We start from the raw sequence: 22,501 nt of genomic DNA, 5'->3' as shown, positions 1-22,501 counted from the left end.
CCGCGGCGCGAGTGGCCGGATCAAGTGGTGCTCTCGGGGCGGGGCTTCTTCTGCCAGGGGTAGGTCGGGCGGGGCCCCGGCGGCGTGATGGCGGGCCGTGCCGGCTCCTGCGCCGGGTCCGACTGCGCGGTGTCCGGCCAGGTCTGCCCGGCCGTGGCGGCATCGGCGGCGGGCGCCTCGGGCCACGGCGGCGGCGCGGACGGAGACGGCGAGCTGGGCTTCGGTGAGGACGCGGACTGCTGCGAGGACTCGGGCTGCGGCTCCGGGGCCGTCCAGTGCCGCAGCGCCCCGGACTCCAGGTCGATCTGGGCACCGAGGGAGTCCAGGTCGTCGTCCGCGAAGCGGCGGGCGCGGTCGCGGGCCGCCCAGCGCAGCGAGTCCGCCGAGTGCGTGATGCGCTCGGTGCGCTCGCGCAGCCCGGGGAGCCGCTCGGTGAGCGCGGCGCGGTCCGGCTCGGACTCCAGGCGCTTCAGCTCGTCGTCCAGCTCGTGCCCGTGCGCGCTGAGCCGCTCGAAGAGGCCGAGGGACTCCTTCAGGGTCTCGTCCTCGGCGACGGCCGCGCTCAGCGCCTCCTGCGTGGCGCGCATCGAACTGCGCAGCTTCAGCCGGAGCTGGGCGAGTTCGCCCGCGGCTCCGGGCTGGGCGAAGGACTTGGCGCGCAGTGTGTGGTCCTCGACCGTGCGGCGGGCCTGGGTGATGCCACGGTCCACGCCGCGCTTGGCGGCGCCGACCGCCTTCACCGTGGCGTACACCCCGAGCCCGAGAAAGATCACGAAGAGCAGGGCGAAGACTGCGATCACTGCTTCCACAAGGGCTCCTCCTCAGGACGTCACGGCGCCTCGCGTCGCTCTTCAACGGTAAACGCAACGGGCAGGTCCGGAGTTCCACAAGAACCCCGAACCTGCCCGTAGGGGACCACCCCGAGAGGAGCCCGCAGTGCCTGGCGGCTAGGCCGGAACGATGTTCACCAGCTTCGGCGCGCGCACGATCACCTTCCGGATCCCGGCGCCGCCCAGCGCGGCGACGACCTTCTCGTCCGCCAGCGCGACCTTCTCCAGCTCGTCGTCGGAGATCGACGGCGACACCTCCAGCCGCGCCTTGACCTTGCCCTTGACCTGCACGACACAGGTCACGGTCTCGTCGACGACGTACGCCGGGTCGGCCACCGGGAAGTCCTCGTGGACCACCGAGTCGGTGTGCCCCAGCCGGCGCCACAGCTCCTCGGAGATGTGCGGGGCCAGCGGCGCGACCATCAGCACCAGGGCCTCGGCGACCGGGCGGGACACGGGCCCGCCCACCTTGGTCAGGTGGTTGTTCAGCTCGGTGACCTTGGCGATGGCGGTGTTGAACCGCATGCCCTCCAGGTCGCCGCGGACCCCGTCGATCGCCTTGTGCAGGGCGCGCAGCGTCTCTTCGTCGGGCTCGGCGTCGACCACGGTGACCTCGCCGGTCGCCTCGTCGACGATGTTGCGCCACAGCCGCTGCAGCAGGCGGAACTGGCCGACCACCGCGCGCGTGTCCCACGGCCGGGAGACGTCCAGTGGACCCATGGCCATCTCGTACAGGCGCAGCGTGTCGGCTCCGTACTCGGCGCAGATCTCGTCCGGAGTGACCGCGTTCTTCAGGGACTTGCCCATCTTGCCCAGCAGCCGGGAGACCTTCTCGCCCTGGTAGTAGTACGCGCCGTCGCGCTCCTCCACCTCGGCGGCCGGCACCGCGATGCCCCGGCTGTCGCGGTAGACGTAGGCCTGGATCATGCCCTGGTTGAACAGCTTGTGGAACGGCTCGGCGGACGAGACGTGCCCCAGGTCGTACAGGACCTTGGACCAGAAGCGCGCGTACAGCAGGTGCAGCACGGCGTGCTCGGCGCCGCCGACGTACAGGTCGACACCGCCGTGCGGCATGCCCTCGCGCGGGCCCATCCAGTACTGCTCGATCTCGGGGTCGACCAGCTTCTCGGAGTTGTGCGGGTCCAGGTAGCGCAGCTCGTACCAGCAGGAACCGGCCCAGTTGGGCATGGTGTTGGTCTCGCGCCGGTACGGGCGCGGACCGCGGCCGTCGCCCAGGTCCAGCGTGACGTTCACCCAGTCCTCGTTGCGCGACAGCGGCGTCTCGGGCTGGGTGTCGGCGTCGTCCGGGTCGAAGGTGCGCGGCGAGTAGTCCTCGACCTCGGGCAGCTCCAGGGGCAGCATCGACTCGGGCAGCGCGTGGGCGATGCCGTCCTCGTCGTAGACGATCGGGAAGGGCTCACCCCAGTAGCGCTGGCGGCTGAACAGCCAGTCGCGCAGGCGGAAGTTGACGGTGCCCTCGCCGACGCCGGACCGCTCCAGCCACTCGGTGATGCGGGCCTTGGCCTCGGCGACGCCCAGGCCGTCCAGGCTGACCTGGTCGTTGGACGAGTTGATGATCTTCGCGTCGTACGACGCGAAGGCGTTCTCCCAGGTCGAGGTGTCCGTGCCGCGGCCGTCGGTCGGCTCGACGATGCAGTGGATCGGCAGCTCGAAGGCGCGCGCGAACTCGAAGTCGCGCTGGTCGCCGGCCGGGACGGCCATGATCGCGCCGGTGCCGTAGCCCATCAGCACATAGTCGGCGATGAAGACCGGGACCTGCTCGCCGTTGACCGGGTTGGTGGCGTACGCGCCGATGAAGACGCCGGTCTTGTCCTTGGCCTCGGCCTGCCGCTCGACGTCGGACTTCGAGGCGGCCTGGGCGCGGTAGGCGGCGACGGCCTCACCGGGGGTCGCGTGGCCGCCGGTCCACACCTCGTGGGTGCCCTCCGGCCAGGCGGCCGGGGTGAACTTCTCGACCAGCGGGTGCTCGGGCGCCAGCACCATGTAGGTGGCGCCGAACAGGGTGTCCGGGCGGGTGGTGAAGACGGTGATGCGCTCGCCGTCGATGGGGAAGTCGACGCGGGCGCCCTCGGAGCGGCCGATCCAGTTGCGCTGCTGCAGCTTGATGGCGTCGGGCCAGTCCAGCTCCTCCAGGTCCTCCAGCAGCCGGTCGGCGTAGGCGGTGATGCGCATGTTCCACTGGCGCAGCTTGGCCTTGAAGACCGGGAAGTTGCCGCGCTCGGAGCGGCCCTCGGCGGTGACCTCCTCGTTGGCCAGCACGGTGCCCAGGCCGGGGCACCAGTTGACCGGCGCGTCGGAGGCGTAGGCCAGCCGGAAGTCGCCCAGGACGTCGGCCTTCTCGGCGGCGCTCAGTTCGCTCCACGCGCGCGTGTGGCCCGGTACGGGCCGCTCACCGGACTCGAACGCGGCGACCAGCTCGGCGATCGGGCGGGCACGCCGGGCGTCGTGGTCGTACCAGGAGTTGAAGATCTGCAGGAAGATCCACTGGGTCCACTTGTAGTACTCCGGGTCGATCGTGGCGAACGACCGGCGCTTGTCGTGGCCCAGGCCCAGCCGGCGCAGCTGGGACTTCATGTTCTCCATGTTGGCTTCGGTGGACACGCGCGGGTGCGTGCCGGTCTGCACCGCGTACTGCTCGGCGGGCAGGCCGAAGGCGTCGAAGCCCAGGGTGTGCAGGACGTTGTGGCCGGTCATCCGCTGGAAGCGGGCGAAGACGTCGGTGGCGATGTAGCCCAGGGGGTGGCCGACGTGCAGGCCCGCACCGGAGGGGTACGGGAACATGTCCATGATGAACTTCTTGGGGCGGGTGACGATCCCCTGGTCACCCGCCAGGTCGCCCTTGGGGTTGGGCGCGGCGTAGGTGCCGTCGGCGTCCCAGAAGTCCTGCCAGCGTGCCTCGATCTCGGCGGCCATGGCGGCCGTGTAGCGGTGCGGCGCCGCCACCTCGGAGGTGGCGGCGGGGTTCGTCTCGCTCATGATCCTCAAAGCTCCATCGATCGTCTCTGCCTGCGGCGTCTGGTTCGAGAAACGAAAAATCCCCTCACACAGGAGGGGACGCCGCGCCGATGCCGGCCACTCGACTCGTCCGGTGGCCGGGACTGATCAGCGCGGCCCGCTAAGCAGAAGGCGTACGGCACGCATGGCGCTAGGGTACCGCAGGCCCTCCGCGTGCCGCGACGCGCTTCCGAGGGCCGTCCCGGTGCCCGAAAAGCTGAACCAAGGTCAATAGTTACTTCGCGTAACAGTCACTAAGGGGACATCGCAGCAACCGCATTGTCCTTTGATAACAACGCAATAACTCAAACCTCGTACCCATCGGTATGGCTCCGCTTAGAGTTCGGCAGCGGGACCGCTGCTTTCCCGAACCGCTCGGAGTTGCCCCCATGAACCCTCATCGCAGTAACACCTCGCCACCCCCGGACACCGGGACGTGGGGAGGCAGGTCGTGAACCCCTACGACTCCACGGCAGACGACTCCTTCGCCGAGTTCCTCAACTTCGGTGCGGGCGTGCTGTCCCTCGTGTGCCTCACCTGCTCGGTGATCTGGGGCCTGGTCGCGCAGGACCGGATCCTCCTGGACGCCCGCAGGCGCATCCTGGCGCAGGCCGTGCACCGGACCACGGCCGTCGCCTCGATCGTCTTCCTGCTGGTGCACATCGGGGTCAAACTGGCGCTCGACCACACCTCCTGGATCGCCGCGGTGATCCCCTTCGGGCTGCTGCTCACCGACGAAGAGGTGGTGGGGGGCAGGTCGTTCCTGATCGGCCTGGGCACCCTGGCAGGCATGCTCATGATCTTCGTGGGCATCACCGGCGTGCTGCGCAACCGCTTCGCGTCCCCCGCGCCCGTCGCGGCCCGCTGGCGGGCCATGCACATGCTGGCCTACCCGGCCTGGTGCGCCGCCCTGGTCCACGGCCTCTACGCGGGTCGCTCGGCCAAGCCGATCTTCATCATCCTGTACTGCCTGTCCCTGGCCGGAGTGGCCGGCGCCCTCGCCCTGCGCGCGGCCCCGCGCCAGGTCAAGCGCCGGGTCGCCGACAAGATCGCCTCGCTCATCGGCCCTGGCGAGGGCCAGGGCCGCAGGGACCTGGAGGAGAGCCGGGCCCGGGCGGGCGGCGGCTCCACGATGCCCGGCTTCGAGCGCCGGGAGGCCCCCGCACGCGCCGCGGCGTCCCCGTCGGGACCGCTGTACGAGAAGGCGGAACGCCCCGCGGCTCCGGAGCCGGCGAACGGCTTCGCCGCCGCCTACCGGGCCGTCACGGGCCCTCCCCAGGGCCAGCAGCCGTTCGCGCCGGGGTCGACCACCCGCATGCAGCTGCCGCTGGACATGCAGCCCACCGAGACCATCCCGACCGTGGACGGCCCCTCCAGCACCTCGGGCAACTGGCCGATACCGTCCCCGCCGCCGGTCGGCGAGGCCCCGCAGTCGGTCTACGACCCGCTCCAGGACACGGGCTTCAACATCCCGCCCTACGACCCCCAGCAGGACACCGGACAAAGCATGCCGGCCTATGGCAATCCAGGCGCCTCTGGCTACGGATCGAGTGATGTGTACGACACGGGTGAGACGAATGCCGTCTACGACACGTACTACCCGAACGACACGTACAACAGCGGTCCCGCCACTGAAACATCGCCCGGTGCGTCCTATGACTTCGACGCACCGGGATCGGGCGAACCTTGGAACACGCCTTCCGGAGGCTTTAAGTGAACGAGGCCCTGCCCGACGTACCCGAAGTCCGCGTAGTCGGCCTTCCCCAGCTCACGTCGGGCTTCGACCTTGTCGATCGACTCGATCTGCCCATGCACCTCAAGGTGCACGGGCCGCTCGAGCCGATGGGCGGCGAGCAGCTCGCGCAACTCGCTGAAGGCATCAACCTGAAGGGCCGCGGCGGCGCGGGCTTCCCCTTCCACAAGAAGCTGCGCTCGGTCGCCGAGGCGGCGATCAAGCGCGGCGTCCGGCCGGTCGTCGTCGTGAACGGAAGCGAGGACGAGCCGGCCTGCCGCAAGGACACGGTGCTGATCAACCGTGCCCCTCATCTGATCCTGGACGGCGCGCTGCTGTGCGCCGAGGCTCTGGGTGCCCGCACGCTCGTGGTGGGGGTCACCCGTGAGTCGACCCAGCGCTCCATGGAGGCCGCGCTCGCCGAACGCGGCCTCAGCAACGGCCGTCGCTCGGCACTCCGCGCACGGGTCCAGCGCAATCCGGTCCGTATGGTCACCGGTGCCGCCGCGTCGCTGATCCGCTCGATCGACGGCGGTCCGGCCGTCCCGCCCGGCCGCAAGGTCAGCGCCTCGCAGAACGGCGTCGGCGGCGCGCCCACCCTGCTGTCCAACGCCGAGACCTTCGCCCAGCTGGCGATCGCCGCCCGCATCGGCCCGGAGCGCTACGGCAACACCGGCCTGTACGACGAGCCGGGCACCGTCATGCTCACGGTCTCCGGCGCGGTCGCCCGCCCCATGGTGATCGAGGTCCCGACGGGCGTGCCCCTGCGGTACGTCCTGCAGCTCGCCGGCGCCCCGCCGGTACCGCAGGGCGTGCTCACCGGCGGCTACCACGGCAAGTGGATCGACGCGGCGACCGTCAACGAGGCGATCGTCTCCCGCAACTCCCTGGACGCGGTGGGCGGCGCGCTCGGCGCCGGCGCGATCCTGCCGATCACTCAGGACACCTGCCCGCTGGGCGAGTCGCTGCGGGTGGCGCAGTGGCTGGCCGAGGAGAGCGCGGGCCAGTGCGGCCCCTGCTACCTCGGCCTGCCGGCCGCCGCGCGCGGTCTGGAGGACATCCTCAACGGCGGCGGACCGGCCGCCCTGGAGGCTCTCAAGCAGGTCGCCAAGAACGTGAAGCGGCGCGGGGCGTGCTCGCACCCGGACGGCTCCGCGATGTTCCTGGAGTCGACCATCAAGGCGTTCACGGACGACCTGGCCGCCCATGTCCTCGGCAACGGCTGCGGACGGCCCGTGGAGGGCGTTCTGCCGCTCTTCGAGGGCGGCAGGGCCCCCACGGGCATCCCGGGCGGCGAGTCCGAGGAGAACGGCCCCAGCCGCCAGAAGATCTTCGTCGACTGGACGCTGTGCCGGGGCCACGGGCTGTGCGCGGACATCCTCCCCGAGGTGTTCCAGCTGGGCGCCGACGGCTTCCCGACCGTGGCGCAGGCGCAGGTGCCGCGGTACGCCGAGGCCAAGGCTCTACGCGCGGTGCGCCGCTGCCCGGCGCTGGCGCTGCGCCTCGAGGAGGGGCGCCCGCAGGGCGCGCCGTCCCGCAACCTCCCTGTCCTCTCCCAGGGCCGCGGCCGCCGCGCTCTCGGCCGCTGAGCACCCGTACGGCGGGCTCCCCTCCAGGGGGCCCGCCGTACTCATACTCACGACAAGAAGGCGGGCCATCCGATCGGATGGCCCGCCTTCTCAACTTCTGTGGAGCTAAGGAGAATTGAACTCCTGACCTCCTGCATGCCATGCAGGCGCTCTACCAACTGAGCTATAGCCCCTTGCCAGTGCTCCTCCGGGTTTCCCCGGCGGCGAAGCCAACATTACTGGCCCATCAGGTCCAACACCAAATCGGTTTCGCTTCGCCCGAAATGCCCGTTATGCCGTGACAAACGAGTAGAACCGCTTGAGCGTGCAGTGCTCCTCCAGAAGCCGGCCGTAGATCGGCTCGCCCTCCAACTCGCGGTACGTCTCGATGGGGTCGCCTTTTATGATCAGCGCCTGCGCGCATTCCTCGCACCAGTACTGGTAGTCGGGATTGATCGGTTCCATGTCACGGACGATCGGAGTCCCGCTGCCGCACCAGTCGCACTTCCGCCTGTGTGCACCCATCGATCAGCTCCAGCTGTGGCCGCAGGCCGTGCACACGTAGGAAATCCCGCCGTTGTCGCCGAGCATCTGGGCCACGTGCGCGGAACCGCAGGAAGGGCAGCTGAGGCGGGTGGACATGTCCCGTGTGAACGCTGCTTCGAGGAGGTGGTCGACCTCCTCGATGATGCTCGCAGGCATCACTACTCCTCCCGTCGGGCCGCGCCCCCTTCCGGCCGTTTGATTCTGCCACGGCCGGAGCAATACGGTCAGCGACGCCTCAGTACCAGTCCGGACACGGCACCCTGCGGGGCCGTAGAGGTATACGCCTCAGCAAGCCCGAGTGACTCAAGCCGGAGCATGAAAAATCCCGCCCCCTGGCCGGGAACGGGATCTTGACGTGGAGCTAAGGAGAATTGAACTCCTGACCTCCTGCATGCCATGCAGGCGCTCTACCAACTGAGCTATAGCCCCTCGCGTCCGTCCCCGCTGGCGGGGCGAACAAGAAGAACTTTAGCCTGCGACCTGCCGGAAAGTGAAATCCGGGGTCAGTCGTCGTCGCCGAGCACCGGTTCCGGCAGGGTGCCGGCGTTGTGCTCCAGCAGGCGCCAGCCGCGGGCGCCTTCGCCGAGCGCGGACCAGCAGCAGTTGGAGAGTCCGCCGAGGCTCTCCCAGTGGCGGGGGTCGAGACCCAGCAGGCGGCCGAGGGTGGTGCGGATCGTGCCGCCGTGGCTGACCACGACGAGCGTGCCGTCCTCGGGGAGCTTCTCGGCGTGCCGCAGCACCACCGGGGCGGCGCGGTCGGCGACCTCGGTCTCCAGTTCGCCGCCACCACGGCGCACGGGCTCGCCCCGCTTCCACGCGGCGTACTCGTCGCCGAACCGGGCGATGATCTCCTCGTGCGTCAGGCCCTGCCAGACGCCCGCGTAGGTCTCGCGCAGCGCCTCGTCGTGGGTGACGTCGAGGCCTGTGAGCATGGCCAGCTCGGCGGCCGTGGCGGCGGCGCGGCGGAGGTCGGAGGCGACCACCGCGTCCGGCCTCAGGGAGGCGAGCAGCCGGGCGGCGCGGCGGGCCTGGGCGACGCCGGTCTCGGTCAGCTCGACGTCCGTGCTGCCCTGGAAGCGGCGCTCCACGTTCCACGAGGTCTGGCCGTGCCGCCAGAGGATGATGCGACGGCCCCGGCCCTTCCCGGCGGACGCCTCACTGGATGAGGTCACGCCCAGTCACCGTCCAGTTCCGCCGCCTCCTCGGCCGCGCGCAGCTTGGCGTGCTCCTCGGCCTTGCCACGGGTGGCCTTGGCCTCCTCGGGCAGCTCGAGCTCGGGGCAGTCCTTCCACAGCCGCTCCAGGGCGTAGAAGACGCGCTCCTCGCTGTGCTGGACGTGGACGACGATGTCGACGTAGTCGAGCAGCACCCAGCGGGCCTCGCGGTCGCCCTCGCGGCGCACCGGCTTGGCGCCGAGTTCCTTCGAGAGGCGCTCCTCGATCTCGTCGACGATCGACTTGACCTGGCGGTCGTTGGGCGCGGAGGCCAGCAGGAAGGCGTCCGTGATGGACAGCACGTCACTGACGTCGTAGGCGACGATGTCGTGGGCCAGCTTGTCGGCGGCCGCCTGGGCGGCGGTGTTGATCAGCTCGTGAGAGCGGTCGGTCACGGTCACTACAAGGCTTTCGGTCGGCGGACACTTGCCACCAAGGGTCTCACGGACCGCCGTGGGCCCCCCACGCGATGACGGGGATCACGTGGGGAGCATCCTCCCGCCGTCCGGTGGGACTACGGCTTGTAGTCCTGGCCGAGGATCACGGAGACGTCGGCGCTCGCGGAGGTCTTGCCCTTGGTGACGGAGCCCGCGGGCAGACCCAGGGTCTTGGCGACCTCGGCGGCGTTCGCCTTGGCGGCGGCATCGGAGTAGACGACCTTGGAAGCGGCCTGGGCGGTGCCGGTGCCGCTCTCCAGGAAGGTGAAGCCGCCGTTGAGGAGCACGACGCGGGCCTTCTCGGTGTTGTCCTTGACGCCGGTGGCGTTCTGGACGGAGACGCTGACGGCGGCGTCCTTGTCGGGGCTCTTGGCGGTGCCGCCGAGGACGTTCTTGACCACACCCGCGCTCGCCTGGGCGCTGAGCGTGCCGTCGTTCTGGACGGGCAGCAGGTCGGTCCTGACGTCGCCGCCCTTGGCGAGGTCGGAGAGCCCGGCGAGGAAGGTGCCGAGGTCCTTGTCGGTGAGGGACGGGTCGAGGATCTGCGCCAGGGTCTGGATGGTCGTCGTCGCGGCCTGCGGGTCGGAGGACATCTTGCGCAGGACGCCCTGCATGACCTGCCCGAAGCGCTCCAGCTGGGCGTTCTGGGCCTCGCCGGGAGCGCGGTAGGTGGCGTAGGCGACCGCCATCTTGCCGCTGAGGGTCTGGTCCTGGCCCTTGTTGACCAGGGGGGCCTCGCCCTTCTTCTTGGCGGCGGGGTCGGGGACGTCGGCGTCGGTGTCGACGTCGATGTTGCCGACGAGGTCGACGAGGTTCTGCAGGTAGGGGGTGTCCAGGCGCCAGGTGCCCTCGATGTCGGTGCCGAGGACCGTGTCGAGCGCGTCGCGGGTGCCGTCGGAGCCGTCGTCCTCGACCGACTTGGCGAGCGTCGTCGTGGTGCCGTCGTCGCTGGTCAGGGCGAGGGAGTTGGGCAGCAGGACGGTGGTGCCCCGCTTGGTGGTGGTGTTGTCGACGAGGAGGGCCGTGGAGGTGCCGCCGCCCTTGGTGTCGTGCAGGTGGACGACGATCACGTCGCGCTTCTGGGCGCCCGCGGCCGTCGCGGTGCCCGCCTTGGAGTCCTCGGAGGACAGGCCGGGCAGCTTCCCCGCGTACCAGAGGTAGCCGACGCCGCCGGCCGCGACGAGCGCGAGGACGACCGCCAGGGCGACGATCCGGCTGCGGGCCCGGCGCCGGGCCTCCTCGCGGCGTTCGGTGCGGTTCTCGGTGAACTTCAGCCAGTCGATGACGTCTTCGGAGTTGGCGTCCGGTTCCTCGACGAAGGCGAACTGCTCGGTGTGGTGGTCCCGTTGCGGCTCGGCGGCGGCCGCCTGGTCGTGGGCCGGGCCGGCCTGCTGCGGGATGTGGGCGGTCTGCCGGGCGGTCTGTTCGGCGACCCGGGGCTGCCGGCCGGTGGCCCCGGCGGCGCCCTGGCCGTAGGGGTCGTGCGGGGCGCCCTGCGCGGGGCCGCCCTGGTGCGGGGCGGTGCCGTACGGGTCGTAGGAGCCGTAGTCGGAGGCGGGCTGCCCGCCCGTGCCGTAGTCGTACGCGGGCGGGGACTGCTGCTGGAACTGCTGCCCCTGCTGCGCGTAGGGGTCGTAGCCGTAGCCCTGCTGGTGCTGCTGCCCGGGCTGCCCCTGCTGGGTGTACGGGTCGTAGGTCTGCTGCTGGGTCTGCTGCGTCCGGACCTGCCGGTAGACAGGCTGGCCGTACTCGTCGTAGCCGACGAGCTCGTACTGGTCGCCCCCGTACCCCGGGTCGTATCGGTCGTTCACCGGTGCCCCTCTCGGCTCACTCGCCGCGGTACAGCTCGCGCTTGTCGATATAGCGCACAACACCGTCCGGCACCAGGTACCAGATGGGATCGCCCTTGGCGACTCTCGCACGGCAGTCCGTGGAGGAGATGGCCAGGGCGGGAACCTCCACGAGCGAGACACCGCCCTCCGGGAGTCCGGAGTCGTCCAGCTGGTGGCCCGGCCGGGTGGCTCCGATGAAGTGCGCCAGGGAGAACAGCTCCTCGCTGTCCCGCCAGGTCAGGATCTGGGCGAGCGCGTCGGCGCCGGTGATGAAGAACAGATCCGTGTCGGGGTTGAGCGCCCTCAGGTCGCGCAGGGTGTCCACGGTGTAGGTGGGGCCGCCGCGGTCGATGTCGATGCGGCTCACGGAGAACTGCGGGTTCTCGGCGGTCGCGATGACCGTCATCAGATAGCGGTCCTCGGCCGGGGAGACGCTGCGGTGGGTCTTCTGCCAGGGCTGGCCGGTCGGGACGAAGACCACCTCGTCGAGGTGGAAGGCCGCGGCGACCTCGCTGGCCGCCACCAGGTGCCCGTGGTGGATCGGGTCGAAGGTGCCGCCCATGACGCCGAGACGGCGCTTGCCCGGGCTCGAAGGGCTCTCTCCGGGGCCGGTCCGGTGGGCCACCGCGGAGGCACGGCGGGGCTCCGAGTGTCGCTCGGTTCCGCTCGCCGTGTCCTGTGCCGGGTCGTGCGGCGTCTCGTTCGCCGGACCGGTAGGCATGTCCTGCTCTCCCATGCGTGCAGACCCTACCGGCCCTGCCTGAGGGCTCCGGCCGCCCCCGTGGTCCCCCGGGCATCCTCCGCGGGATGCCCCGCCGGTCTCAGCGGTCGCGGTTGAAGCGGGTGGTGATCCACAGCAGGAGGAGCAGGATGAAGAGTGCGGCACCACCCGTGAGGTAGGGGTTGAGGCTCTCGTGGTTTCCGCCGTGCTCCTCGCCCTCGGCGGCGAGGGTGACCAACTGGGCAGCGGTGCTGTGGAAGCTCATCTTCGGCAGGACCTATCGCGTGTGGGCGGGATAAAGACGTCGGCTCATCGTAAGCGGGCGCCCGTTCCGCGATCACCCCGACTCCGCCTGTTCGTGCCCCGGGCGGTCACACGTGCCGCCGCCGGGCCCGGCCCCGCAGCGCGGCGGGGAACCTTCGCCCGGCCTCAGTCGTCCTTCCGTCTGTAGCCACGCAGCAGGAGCCACGCGGTCAGCGCACAGCCGAGGATCATCACGATCAGCACGATCCGCAGCCACCCCGGCCCCTGCCGCTCGGCGGCGCTCGCGGCCTCGGCGAACCAGGCGGACACGCGGTGGTGCTCCATGGCGGTGGTCTCCTTCGCTGTACTGCCCGACCACCGTAACTCCGCCTAGGCTGGGCCCTGCCTCGGGGAAAGCAAAAGGCCGCACAAGGGGCCGCAAAGGTCACACCAGACGCATGGGGGAAGACATGTCCGACGGCCACGAGCACAACGGGCACGAGCACGTGCCCAGCAGGCAGCGCAGGCGCTTCCCCGGGATCTCCTCGCGCACGTACGAGCACCCCGCCGACCGCTCCGCCCTGGTGGCCCTGCGCAAGCTGAGCGGCTTCGACACGGTGTTCAAGGCGCTCAGCGGTCTGCTGCCCGAGCGCAGTCTGCGGCTGCTGTTCCTGTCCGACTCGGTGCGGGTCTCGGACCAGCAGTTCGCCCATCTGAACGTGATGCTGCGGGACGCCTGCTACATCCTGGACCTGGAGAAGGTCCCGCCGATGTACGTGAACCAGGACCCGCAGCCCAACGCGATGTGCATCGGCCTGGACGAGCCGATCATCGTCGTCACGACGGGCCTCGTCGAGCTGCTCGACGAGGAGGAGATGCGGGCGGTCGTCGGGCACGAGGTGGGGCACGCGCTGTCCGGCCACTCCGTCTACCGGACCATCCTGCTGTTCCTGACGAGCCTCGCCGTCCGGGTCGCCTGGATCCCTCTGGGCAACCTCGCGATCATGGCGATCGTGACCGGGCTGCGCGAGTGGTTCCGCAAGTCGGAGCTGTCCGCGGACCGGGCCGGGCTGCTGGTCGGGCAGGATCTGCAGGCCTCCATGCGGGGTCTGATGAAGATCGCGGGCGGCAACCACCTGCACGAGATGAACGTGGACGCGTTCCTCGCCCAGGCCGAGGAGTACGAGGCGGGCGGCGACCTGCGCGACTCCGTGCTGAAGATCCTGAACGTGATGCCCCGCTCCCACCCCTTCACCACCGTGCGGGCGGCCGAGCTGAAGAAGTGGGCCGAGTCGCGGGACTACCAGCGGATCATGGACGGCCACTACCCGCGGCGCGACGAGGACAAGGACACCTCGGTCCGGGACTCCTGGCGGGAATCGGCGAACCACTACACCACCCACGTGAAGGGCTCCAAGGACCCGCTGATGAAGCTGGTGACGGACCTCGCGGGCGGCGCCGGCGACCTGGGCGACCGGGTCCGCCGCGGCTTCGGCGGCTTCACGGGCGCGTCCCCGAAGCCGCCCCAGGGGCCGGAGACGGGCACACCGGACTCCTCGGGGGACGACAGGCCTCCGCACGACAAGGACTAGGCACGGCAAGGGCTGGGCGCGACAAGGGCTGGGCGCGACAAGGGCGCCCATGCCGCCCACAAGGCCCTGGCAGGCCCGGCTCACACCTTCGCCCGGGCTCACACCTTCGGCTGGGCGCTCGTCGCCAGAGAGCCGCACAGGGCCGTCGCGCTGCCCGTGGCGTAGGGGTCGGTGCCCGCGGGGCCGCCCTCCTTGGCCGTCTGGCCGGCCAGGAGGGGCCGGAGATGGTTCGTGGAGTCCTCGGCGCAGGAGAGCGGGCCGGCCTGGACGTAGGAGACGACGAGCTGGGCCTGGTGCAGCCGCAGGTCGTCGCGGTCGAAGCGGAAGTGCAGCTCGCGCCGGAGGGTGAACAGGGACACCTTCTCCTTGTCGCCGGCCCCGTTCGGCCGCAGCGCGTACACGAACGTGTGGTCGGCGGTGACCTCGAGTGTGGACGAGTCGGCCTCGGCGGCCTGCAGCGTGCCCTGGACCCGGACCTTGGGGTCGGCGAGCTCGGCGCGCGAGGGGTCGAAGCGGACCAGCCAGCCGGTGGGCGCGTGGCGTCCGTCGGCGGTGGGGCGGGCGAAGCTCTGGTCGAACTGGTCCAGTTGGTCGGGGTCGAGCAGCACGCGGACGGCGCGGACCTCACCGCCCGTGAGCACCTCCGGGTCGAGGGCCGACCGCACGATGTAGTCCTTGGCGGTGGTCAGGGCGCTCACGACCTGGCTGTCCGAGAAGTGCGCGGTGCGCCGCGAGGCGGGCAGCGGCACGCCCTCCGCGCCGGTCCGGAACTGTGCGGCGGGGCTGCGCTCGTACAGGTAGGCCAGGTCGGCCGTGCCGGGCACCTTGCCCTCGGGGGCGAGCGGGATGACGGTCATCCGCAGGGGCTCGATGGGCTCCCGGGCGGCAGGGGCCTCGTAGGGGTGCCGCACGCCCATGTAGATCGCGGTGCCGAAGGCGACGGCGATCAGCAGGACCAGGACCAGAGCCTGCCGGGACAGGCCCCGGCGCAGGGGCGGCCGACGCCGTACGGCGGGCGCGTGGTCGGCGATGCGCTCCTGCGCGGAGAACTCCTGGAGGCGGGCAGCACGGACGAACGACTCGTCGAAAACGACGGATCGGTACTCGTCCTCTCCACCTCCGGGGGCGCCCTCGGGAGTCCCCTCAGGTGGGTTTCCAGGCCCGCCCATATCTTCAGGGTAGGTCGCCTGAAGCTCGGGTAAACGCCCCGCTGCTCCACAACTTCTGACAGGTTCTCACCAAGATGGGCGGGTTCAGGTCAGGGGCTGCGGGGGATCACCGAGACGGCCGGCGGGGAGGAGTCGGCGGAAGCCGAGGGGGCCGCTCCGCTGCTCTGTTCCAGCCCGGTCGAGGCGGGCGGCGGAGCGGGCTCCTCCCGGTTGGAGGAGGCGCCCCGGTAGACCGCCGTGAAGGCCAGGGCGACCATTCCGATGCCCATCACGAGGGCGAGCAGCCAGGCGACGGGGCGGTGCCAGCGGACCTGTTTGGAGTACGGCCCCGTGCTGCCGTAGTGGTCTTCGAGGACGTCGGGGTCGTCGAGCTCGTCGGAGTCCGGATCATGGCCGAAATCGCCACGCCGGTCCGGGCCGTACCCGTCGTCGTAGCGTTCGCCTCTGGTGTGGGCGCGGCGCGCCTCGGCCTCGGAGGCCTCGGCTCTCGCCTGTGCCGCGGCCAGGAGGCGCTCCACCGCGGTCGGCTCGTGCACCACGGCCGCGCGTACGAAGGCCTCGTCGAAGACCACGGAGGCGAACTCTTCGTCCGACACCCCGCGGTCGTGGTCGTCGTCGGGCTCCCGGCCGTCCGGAAACGGCGTGCCCCCCACGTCCTCCGGCACGGATCCAGAGTAGACCTGGGGGGTCAATTTGGGCAGACGGTATGGAAATTCATCCGCCGGATGAGACGGCTTCCACGGGGTTCAGGACGGCGCACGCCCGCCCGGGCACTCCGCCGCGCGCACCTGCGCCACCCGGGTGACCCGGCACGGACCATGCGTTCTCGCGCATGGTCCGGTACCCGGGGAAGCGCGGCTCAGCGCCGTACGTGCCCGTCCCCGGTGACGATGTACTTCGTGCTGGTCAGCTCCGGCAGGCCCATGGGGCCGCGGGCGTGCAGCTTCTGCGTGGAGATGCCGATCTCCGCGCCGAAGCCGAACTGGCCGCCGTCGGTGAAGCGGGTGGAGGCGTTCACGGCGACGGTGGTGGAGTCGACCAGTTGGGTGAAGCGGCGGGCCGCCTGCTGGGAGGTCGTCACGATCGCCTCGGTGTGGCCGGAGGTCCACAGCCGGATGTGCTCGACGGCCTTGTCCAGCGAGTCCACGACCGCGGCGGCGATGTCGTACGACAGGTACTCGGTCTCCCAGTCCTCGGCCGTCGCCTCGACGACGGTGGCCTTGGAGTCCTTGGCGTAGGCCTGCACGCGCTCGTCGGCGTGCACGGTGACCCCGGCCTCCGCGAGGGCGTCCAGGGCGCGGGGCAGGAACGCGGCGGCGATGTCCTGGTGGACCAGCAGGGTCTCGGCGGCGTTGCAGACGCCGACCCGCTGGGCCTTGGAGTTGATCAGGATCTCGACGGCCATGTCGAGGTCGGCCTGCGCGTCGACGTAGACGTGGCAGTTGCCGGTGCCGGTCTCGATCACCGGGACGACGGACTCCTGGACGACCGTGTTGATCAGGGAGGCTCCGCCGCGCGGGATGAGCACGTCGACCAGGCCCCGGGCGCGCATCAGCTCGCGCACGCTGTCGCGGCTCTCTCCGGGCACCAGCTGGATGGCGTCGGCGGGCAGCCCGGCCCCGCCCACGGCGTCGCGCAGGACGCGCACCAGGGCGGTGTTCGACTGGTACGCCGAGGAGGAGCCGCGCAGCAGGACCGCGTTGCCGGACTTCAGGCAGAGGGCGGCGGCGTCGACGGTGACGTTCGGCCGGCCCTCGTAGATGATCCCGACGACGCCGAGCGGCACGCGGACCTGGCGCAGGTCGATGCCGTTGGGCAGCGTGGAGCCGCGGACGACCTCGCCGACCGGGTCGGGCAGCGCGGCCACGTCGCGCACGTCGGAGGCGATGGCGCGGATCCGCTCGGGGGTGAGCGTGAGCCGGTCGATCATGCCCTCGCTGATGCCGGCCTCGCGGGCCTTGGCGACGTCCTTGGCGTTGGCCTCGACGATCTCGCTCGCACGGACCTCCAGCGCGTCCGCGATGGCCAGCAGCGCGTCGTCCTTCTCGGCCCGGGGCAGCGGCGCGAGGGTCGCGGCGGCGGCCTTGGCGCGGTAGGCGGCCTCGGTGACCGGGGACATGGAGTCGTACGGCGAAAGCGTGGTCATGAGGGAAGGGTAGTGCGCCGGGCGGATCCGTTCATCGCGCGTTTCACACCCCGAGACGATTCCCGGACCGGGTCAAAACGGGTGAACTCCGACCGGCGAGGCCGGGGGCGGCCCGTACCCCTCCGCGATGCGCTGGTGGTACGTCGCGCGGTCGATGACCTCCAGGCCGACGATCTCCCAGGGCGGCAGCCCGGCGGTCTGCCGATGCTCGCCCCACAGGCGCAGGGCGACGGCGGCCGCGTCGTGCAGGTCGCGGGCCTCCTCCCAGTAGCGGATCTCCGCGTGGTCGACGGCGTATCTGCTGGTCAGGAAGAAGGGGTGGTCGTGGGCCAGCTGCTCCAGGGCGCGCCGGACCTCCGGGAGCGGGGCCTCCTTGCCGGAGACGCTGAGGGTGACGTGCCACAGTCGCGGGGTGTCGCCGGGTTCCTCGCCCTGGAACCGGTCCCCGGCCGCCACGCTCGCCAGGGCACGCTCCTCACCGGCCGCGCGGGAGCCGGCACCACCGCGGGACGCCTGAGTCCCAGGGCGCACTCGTCTCACGACGGCCTCCTTTGCACAGTGGCGCTGCTGCTAGGTCCCTGGGACAAAGTTGAGCAGGCCGCAAGGGATCGCGTGGCGGTTTTGCGGAACGTCCACCACCGGGGGCGGACGTTTCGGCCCATTACGGGTGCAGGACCACCAGGTCGTCCCTGTGTACGACCTCGCGTTCGTACGCGGGTCCGAGTTCGCGGGCCAGTTCCCGGGTCGAGCGGCCGAGCAGCCGGGGGATCTCCTTGGCGTCGAAGTTGACGAGCCCGCGGGCCACGGCGTGCCCCGTGCGGTCCCGCAGCTCGACCGGGTCGCCGGCGTTGAACTCGCCCTCGACGGCGGCGATCCCGGCCGGCAGCAGCGACTTGCGGCGGTCCACGACGGCCTGCACGGCACCGTCGTCCAGGGTCAGCGCGCCCTGCGGGGTGGAGGCGTGCTGGAGCCACAGCAGCCGGTCGGCGGAGCGCTTGCCGGTGGGGTGGAAGAAGGTGCCGGTGTCCTGGCCGGTCAGGGCGTCGGCCGCGTGGATGGCGCTGGTGAGGACGACGGGGACACCGGCGGCGGCCGCGATCCGGGCGGCCTCGACCTTGGTGACCATGCCGCCGGTGCCGACACCGGCCTTGCCCGAGCTGCCGATCTCGACGTCCGCGAGGTCGGCAGGGGCGCGCACCTCGCCGATACGGGAGGTGCCGGGCCGCGCGGGGTCTCCGTCGTAGACGCCGTCCACGTCGGACAGCAGGACCAGCAGGTCGGCGTGGACGAGGTGGGCGACGAGGGCGGCGAGGCGGTCGTTGTCGCCGAAGCGGATCTCGTCCGTGGCGACGGTGTCGTTCTCGTTGACGATCGGGAAGGCGCCCATCGCCAGCAGCTTGTCGAGGGTGCGCGAGGCGTTGCGGTGGTGCGAGCGGCGGCTCATGTCGTCGGAGGTCAGCAGGACCTGGCCGACGCGGACGCCGTAGCGGGCGAAGGAGGCGGTGTACCGGGCGACCAGCAGGCCCTGGCCGACGCTGGCGGCGGCCTGCTGCCGGGCAAGATCCTTGGGGCGGCGGCGCAGGCCCAGCGGGGCGAGGCCGGCGGCGATGGCGCCCGAGGAGACCAGGACGATCTCGCGTTCCCCGCCGCTGCGGACCTTGGCGAGGACGTCGACCAGCGCGTCCACGCGGTCCGCGTCCAGGCCGCCCGAGGCGGTGGTCAGCGAGGAGGACCCGACCTTGACGACGATCCTGCGGGCCTCGCCCACGGCCTGCCTTGCCCCTGCCACGTCGCCGTCCGTCCCCTCGCGTCGATTCGGTCCCTCACCAGGAAATCTACGGGACGCCCGGACGGGGTGCGGCGCCGGTCCACGCTACGGACGGTGCCGCCCGCGTCACGGGAGCGCTGCCGCCCTCCTTCGCCCCCACTCCACGGCCTGTCGCCCTTCCTCGACCCCACCCCGCGACAGGAACACGATCTTCCGCTACGGTCCGACCACACGTGCGACGGCAGCCGCCCCCACGCCCCGACGACACGCGCGTGTCGTCGGGAGGTCGCCGCGCGTTAACCCGGACGGCCGACCTGCGCCGACCCGACGCTCCTGGAGTGACCGCAGTGCCCGTACCTCTCCCCCGTCCACAGGCCCTCCTCAAGGGGCTGGTCACCGTCGTCCTGGCCGCCGCGTTCGCCGCACAGGCGGTCGCGGCGCTGCTGCCCCACGTCCCGCTGCTGCTCGCCGCGACGGCCGTCTCCCTGGCCACCGAGGGCGCCCTGTACCGGTGGCAGCGCGGGGTCCTGTCGCTGTTCGCCAAGTCGCACGCGGACATCACCGTGCGGCACGTCCTGCGGGACCTGCTGCTGGTCGTGGCCCTGCTGCGGCTGGGCGAGCAGGACCGGGAGACGGTGTACGCCCCGCTGGTGGCCGGGCTGCTCGTCTTCTACGTGCTGCACTGCGCGATCCAGGCGGTCTCCGTGCTGGTGCGCCGCACCCGCACCCTGCCGGTGGTGACCCGGAACATCGACGCCTCGGCGCTGCGGCTGACCCCGGCCCCGTCCGTGCTGCTGTGCCGCCCCGGACAGCGGCTGCTGGTGTTCGGCCTGCCGGCGACGGCCGGGCTGCTGGCCAGCGCGGCGGGAGACCGGCCGGTGTACGCGGCCGCCGGCATCGCACTCTCCCTGGCCCTCGGGCTGACCGGCCTCGGGGCGCTGCTTCTGCGGCTGCTGCCGGGCCGTCGCCCGGCGGGCGAGCAGGAGGTGCTCGACTGGTTCGACGCGTGGCTGGCCTCGTACCGGCCGACCGTCGGCCTGTACTTCTCGGGCGGCGCCGCCTCGGCCTACCAGGCGAACATGTGGCTGGAGCCGCTCGCCGGGCTGGACGGCAGGCCGGTGATCATACTGCGCGAGCGGTTCATGGTGCAGAAGATCGCGGCGACGGACATCCCGATCGTGTGCCTGCCGAAGGTGTCGACGCTGATGCGCCTGGAGCACTCCGCGCTGCAGGTCCTCATCCACCCGTCGAACTCCGGCAAGACCTCCCAGGTGCTGCGCATCCCCACGATCAAGCACACCTTCGTCAACCACGGCGAGAGCGACAAGCTGTCCTCGTGCAACCCGGACGCGAAGGCGTACGACGAGGTGTGGGTGGCCGGGCCCGCCGCGCGCGAGCGGTACGCGCTGGCCGAGGTCGGGGTCGAGGACAAGGACGTGGTGGAGACGGGCCGCCCGCAGCTGGACGGCGTGCTGCCGTACGCGGGACCGCCGGCCGGGGCGTGCACGACCGTGCTGTACGCGCCGACCTGGGAGGGCTGGGACGGCAACCCCGGCAACACGTCGGTGATCGCGGCCGGCGAGAACCTGGTGCGGGCGCTGCTCGCCGACCCGGGCGTGCGGCTGCTGTACAAGCCGCACCCGCTGACGGGCTCGGTGGACCCGCGCGCGGGCGCGGCCGATCTGCGCATCCGGGAGCTGATCCGGGCGGCCAACCGGGAGCGGACGGGGGCGCGCCCCGCCGACAGCGCGGAACTCACCCGCTGCACCGCCGAGCTGGACCGGCTGACCACGTCGGCCTTCCGGTCCGGGGCCGACACCGTGGAGCGGATGCTGGTGCAGTCGGCGCCCGAGCCGGGCCGCGCGGAGGCGGTGGCGCGGGCGACGGCCGAGTGGGAGGAGGCGTACTGGGCCTCGCTGCCGGAGGGCGAGCACCAGATCATCACGGACGTCCGGCCCACGCTGTACTCCTGCTTCAACGTGGCCGACCTGCTGATCAGCGATGTGTCGAGCGTGATCAGCGACTTCCTCGCGAGTGCGAAGCCGTACGCCGTGGCCAACACCAGCGGGCTGCCCGAGGACGCCTTCCGTGCGGCGTTCCCGACGGTCGTGGCGGCGACGGTGCTGACGCCGGACGCGGCCGGTGTGCCGGGCCTGCTGGACGCCGTCCGGAACCCGGAGCGCGACGAACTGGCCGAGGCGCGCGCCGAGTTGAAGCTGCGGCTGCTCGGCCCGGCGGAGCCGTCGTCACAGGAGCGCTTCAACGACGCCGTCCGGGCGCTGTGCGGGGCGGCCCGGGACCACCGGGTACGGGTGGCGGAGCGCCTGGCCGCGGTGCCCGGTCAGCGCACCGCGGCCGAGGTCCCGACCGCGCCGCGGTGAGCGGCAGGCGCGCAGTGGCGCCGTGTTGAGCGGCGGCGCGCGCGGTCACGCCGCCTGCCGTACCTCCCGCGACGTCAGCACCCGCCGCGCCTTGCGCACGGCCCGGCGTACGAACGTGTCGACGCCGCCCTCGCGGTAGCCCGGGAAGGCGCGGGCCTCCCGGGGCTCGGCAAGGTAGACCGAGTCCGGGACGCCGGCGGCGCGGTCCCGGAAGTGCGGGTAGGCCAGGTACACACGGCGGCCCTTCCGCTCCAGGAGGGCCGCCGCCTGCTTCTTGGCCTTGACGAACTTCACCACGTCCAGGAGCAGTTCGGGACGCTGTTCGGCGACCAGGTGCAGCCGCAGCCGCTCGTGGACCTTGAGGCGCCGGGCGACGCCCTCGGTCCAGTAGGTGTCCATCAGCGGCTCGGCTAGCTCGAACTTGTGCCGGCGTATCTCCTCGCTGTCCGTCAGGTACTTGGGCCCGAACTGCGGCAACAGCGTGACGAGGAAGGGCCGGACCATCAGCTGGTCGCGCCGGCCGCCCGCCGGGACGAGGTCGGCGATGAGGTCCATCAGGGCCCGCGCGGAGTCGAAGCGCAGCGTGTAACTGCCGCTCTTCGTCACGTGCTTGCCGTCGTCGCGGCCGACCAGGTAGTAGCAGGTGTGGTCCGCGACCACGGAGACGCCGTCCGCCCGCAGATACGCCTCCATGGTGAACAGCGCGTCCTCGCCGGTGAACAGCGACTCGTCGAAGCGCATGCCGTGCCGGTCCAGCAGCGCGCGGCGGAACAGCTTCTGCGCGCTGAGGGTGAACTTGATGTTGGAGGAGAAGACGTCCGTCCGCTCCACCGTCTTGCCCCACATGGACTTCGGCGCCGAGCGGTTGACGCCCTCGACCTTGCCGAGCACCACGTCCGTGCCGGCGCGGTCGGCCATGGCGACCATGCGCTCCAGGGCCTCGGGGCCCAGCCGGTCGTCCGCGTCGAGGAAGAACACGTAGCGCCCGGTGGCCTTGCCCAGGCCCACGTTGCGCGGGCCGCTGGGGCCGCCGGAGTTCTCCTGCCGGATCACCAGGACGTGCATGGGAGCTCGCGCGGCGAACTCCTCCAGGTACTCCCCCGTTCCGTCCGTCGAACCGTCGTCCACCGCGATGACCTCGAGGCGCATCGGATCGATGGTCTGTGCCTCGACGGACGCGAGGCACTCGATCAGATACGGCATCGCTTCGTACGCGCCGATGATCACACTCACATCAGGCTGCGCGGTCACTTTTCCCCCTAGTCAATGGGATATTCCCCCCGTATCGCCTCATTCGCTACTTGGTA

20 protein-coding genes and 2 tRNA genes are annotated in these 22,501 nt (G+C 71.3%); 4 read left to right on the top strand and 18 right to left on the bottom strand.

Annotated elements, in window-relative coordinates:
- Nucleotides 1–20: 20 nt before the first annotated feature.
- Both G3I77_RS01325 and leuS read right to left on the bottom strand, forming a co-directional pair.
- Nucleotides 21–809, bottom strand: coding sequence for a hypothetical protein (locus G3I77_RS01325; RefSeq protein WP_248500536.1), 789 nt, complete (start codon nt 807–809; stop codon nt 21–23).
- A gap of 138 nt (nt 810–947) precedes the next feature.
- Entirely contained in the window at nt 948–3,827 is a 2,880-nt protein-coding gene (leuS, locus tag G3I77_RS01320) for a leucine--tRNA ligase (RefSeq protein WP_248500535.1), read from the bottom strand.
- Between the two features lie 469 nt (nt 3,828–4,296).
- Here leuS and G3I77_RS01315 point away from each other — a divergent pair, with 469 nt between their 5' ends.
- Together G3I77_RS01315 and G3I77_RS01310 are read left to right on the top strand one after the other, a co-directional pair.
- A complete protein-coding gene (locus tag G3I77_RS01315) occupies nt 4,297–5,562 on the top strand; it encodes a ferric reductase-like transmembrane domain-containing protein (RefSeq protein WP_248500534.1) in 1,266 nt (421 codons plus the stop codon).
- Complete coding sequence (locus G3I77_RS01310; RefSeq protein WP_248500533.1) at nt 5,559–7,166, top strand: NADH-quinone oxidoreductase subunit NuoF family protein; 1,608 nt, start codon at nt 5,559–5,561, stop codon at nt 7,164–7,166. Before G3I77_RS01315 ends, G3I77_RS01310 begins: the two co-directional genes overlap by 4 nt.
- Before the next feature lie 100 nt (nt 7,167–7,266).
- Here G3I77_RS01310 and G3I77_RS01305 read toward each other — a convergent pair.
- From G3I77_RS01305 to G3I77_RS01260, 10 genes are all read right to left on the bottom strand, one after another.
- Nucleotides 7,267–7,339: transfer RNA gene (locus tag G3I77_RS01305), tRNA-Ala, on the bottom strand.
- A 97-nt stretch (nt 7,340–7,436) separates the two neighbouring features.
- Nucleotides 7,437–7,670 carry a hypothetical protein gene (locus tag G3I77_RS01300; RefSeq protein WP_248500532.1) on the bottom strand — a complete coding sequence of 78 codons (234 nt, stop codon included), beginning with the start codon at nt 7,668–7,670 and terminating at the stop codon, nt 7,437–7,439.
- A gap of 3 nt (nt 7,671–7,673) precedes the next feature.
- Nucleotides 7,674–7,847: a hypothetical protein gene (locus G3I77_RS01295; RefSeq protein ID WP_248500531.1), complete on the bottom strand. Its 174-nt coding sequence runs from the start codon at nt 7,845–7,847 to the stop codon at nt 7,674–7,676.
- A 200-nt stretch (nt 7,848–8,047) separates the two neighbouring features.
- Nucleotides 8,048–8,120 (bottom strand) — tRNA-Ala (locus G3I77_RS01290).
- A 74-nt stretch (nt 8,121–8,194) separates the two neighbouring features.
- Entirely contained in the window at nt 8,195–8,863 is a 669-nt protein-coding gene (locus G3I77_RS01285) for a histidine phosphatase family protein (protein ID WP_248500530.1), read from the bottom strand.
- Nucleotides 8,860–9,306 (bottom strand): ribosome silencing factor, encoded by a 447-nt coding sequence (gene rsfS, locus G3I77_RS01280; RefSeq protein WP_248500529.1) that lies wholly within the window; start codon nt 9,304–9,306, stop codon nt 8,860–8,862. The genes G3I77_RS01285 and rsfS overlap by 4 nt, the downstream gene beginning before the upstream one ends.
- A gap of 113 nt (nt 9,307–9,419) precedes the next feature.
- Complete coding sequence (locus G3I77_RS01275; protein ID WP_248500528.1) at nt 9,420–11,153, bottom strand: LCP family protein; 1,734 nt, start codon at nt 11,151–11,153, stop codon at nt 9,420–9,422.
- A 16-nt stretch (nt 11,154–11,169) separates the two neighbouring features.
- A complete protein-coding gene (gene nadD, locus G3I77_RS01270) occupies nt 11,170–11,910 on the bottom strand; it encodes a nicotinate-nucleotide adenylyltransferase (RefSeq protein ID WP_248500527.1) in 741 nt (246 codons plus the stop codon).
- 85 nt (nt 11,911–11,995) lie between these two features.
- Nucleotides 11,996–12,160: a hypothetical protein gene (locus G3I77_RS01265; RefSeq protein ID WP_248500526.1), complete on the bottom strand. Its 165-nt coding sequence runs from the start codon at nt 12,158–12,160 to the stop codon at nt 11,996–11,998.
- Nucleotides 12,161–12,324: 164 nt separating this feature from the next.
- Nucleotides 12,325–12,483, bottom strand: a complete 159-nt coding sequence (locus G3I77_RS01260) for a hypothetical protein (protein WP_248500525.1) — start codon at nt 12,481–12,483, stop codon at nt 12,325–12,327.
- 125 nt (nt 12,484–12,608) lie between these two features.
- Between G3I77_RS01260 and G3I77_RS01255 the strand changes: the two genes are divergently transcribed.
- The gene (locus G3I77_RS01255) at nt 12,609–13,730 is read left to right on the top strand and encodes a M48 family metallopeptidase (protein WP_248501439.1); all 1,122 of its coding nucleotides are present in this window, start codon (nt 12,609–12,611) and stop codon (nt 13,728–13,730) included.
- Nucleotides 13,731–13,828: 98 nt separating this feature from the next.
- Here the strand turns inward: G3I77_RS01255 and G3I77_RS01250 are convergent, their stop codons facing one another.
- From G3I77_RS01250 to proB, 5 genes are all read right to left on the bottom strand, one after another.
- Nucleotides 13,829–14,899, bottom strand: coding sequence for a hypothetical protein (locus G3I77_RS01250; protein ID WP_248500524.1), 1,071 nt, complete (start codon nt 14,897–14,899; stop codon nt 13,829–13,831).
- An 89-nt stretch (nt 14,900–14,988) separates the two neighbouring features.
- Nucleotides 14,989–15,591: a hypothetical protein gene (locus G3I77_RS01245; RefSeq protein WP_248500523.1), complete on the bottom strand. Its 603-nt coding sequence runs from the start codon at nt 15,589–15,591 to the stop codon at nt 14,989–14,991.
- Nucleotides 15,592–15,758: 167 nt separating this feature from the next.
- A complete protein-coding gene (locus G3I77_RS01240) occupies nt 15,759–17,045 on the bottom strand; it encodes a glutamate-5-semialdehyde dehydrogenase (protein ID WP_248500522.1) in 1,287 nt (428 codons plus the stop codon).
- A gap of 72 nt (nt 17,046–17,117) precedes the next feature.
- Complete coding sequence (locus G3I77_RS01235; RefSeq protein ID WP_248501438.1) at nt 17,118–17,576, bottom strand: hypothetical protein; 459 nt, start codon at nt 17,574–17,576, stop codon at nt 17,118–17,120.
- Between the two features lie 130 nt (nt 17,577–17,706).
- A complete protein-coding gene (gene proB / locus G3I77_RS01230; protein ID WP_248501437.1) occupies nt 17,707–18,813 on the bottom strand; it encodes a glutamate 5-kinase in 1,107 nt (368 codons plus the stop codon).
- Between the two features lie 347 nt (nt 18,814–19,160).
- Here proB and G3I77_RS01225 point away from each other — a divergent pair, with 347 nt between their 5' ends.
- A complete protein-coding gene (locus G3I77_RS01225) occupies nt 19,161–21,194 on the top strand; it encodes a hypothetical protein (protein WP_248501436.1) in 2,034 nt (677 codons plus the stop codon).
- Between the two features lie 45 nt (nt 21,195–21,239).
- Here the strand turns inward: G3I77_RS01225 and G3I77_RS01220 are convergent, their stop codons facing one another.
- The gene (locus G3I77_RS01220) at nt 21,240–22,397 is read right to left on the bottom strand and encodes a glycosyltransferase family A protein (RefSeq protein ID WP_248501435.1); all 1,158 of its coding nucleotides are present in this window, start codon (nt 22,395–22,397) and stop codon (nt 21,240–21,242) included.
- Nucleotides 22,398–22,501: the final 104 nt, after the last annotated feature.

This window comes from Streptomyces sp. D2-8 (genome assembly GCF_023184515.1).
Taxonomy (GTDB): Bacteria; Actinomycetota; Actinomycetes; order Streptomycetales; family Streptomycetaceae; genus Streptomyces.
The sequence above is the reverse complement of the archived record's forward strand: the minus strand, read 5'-3'. Positions and strand labels throughout refer to the sequence as shown.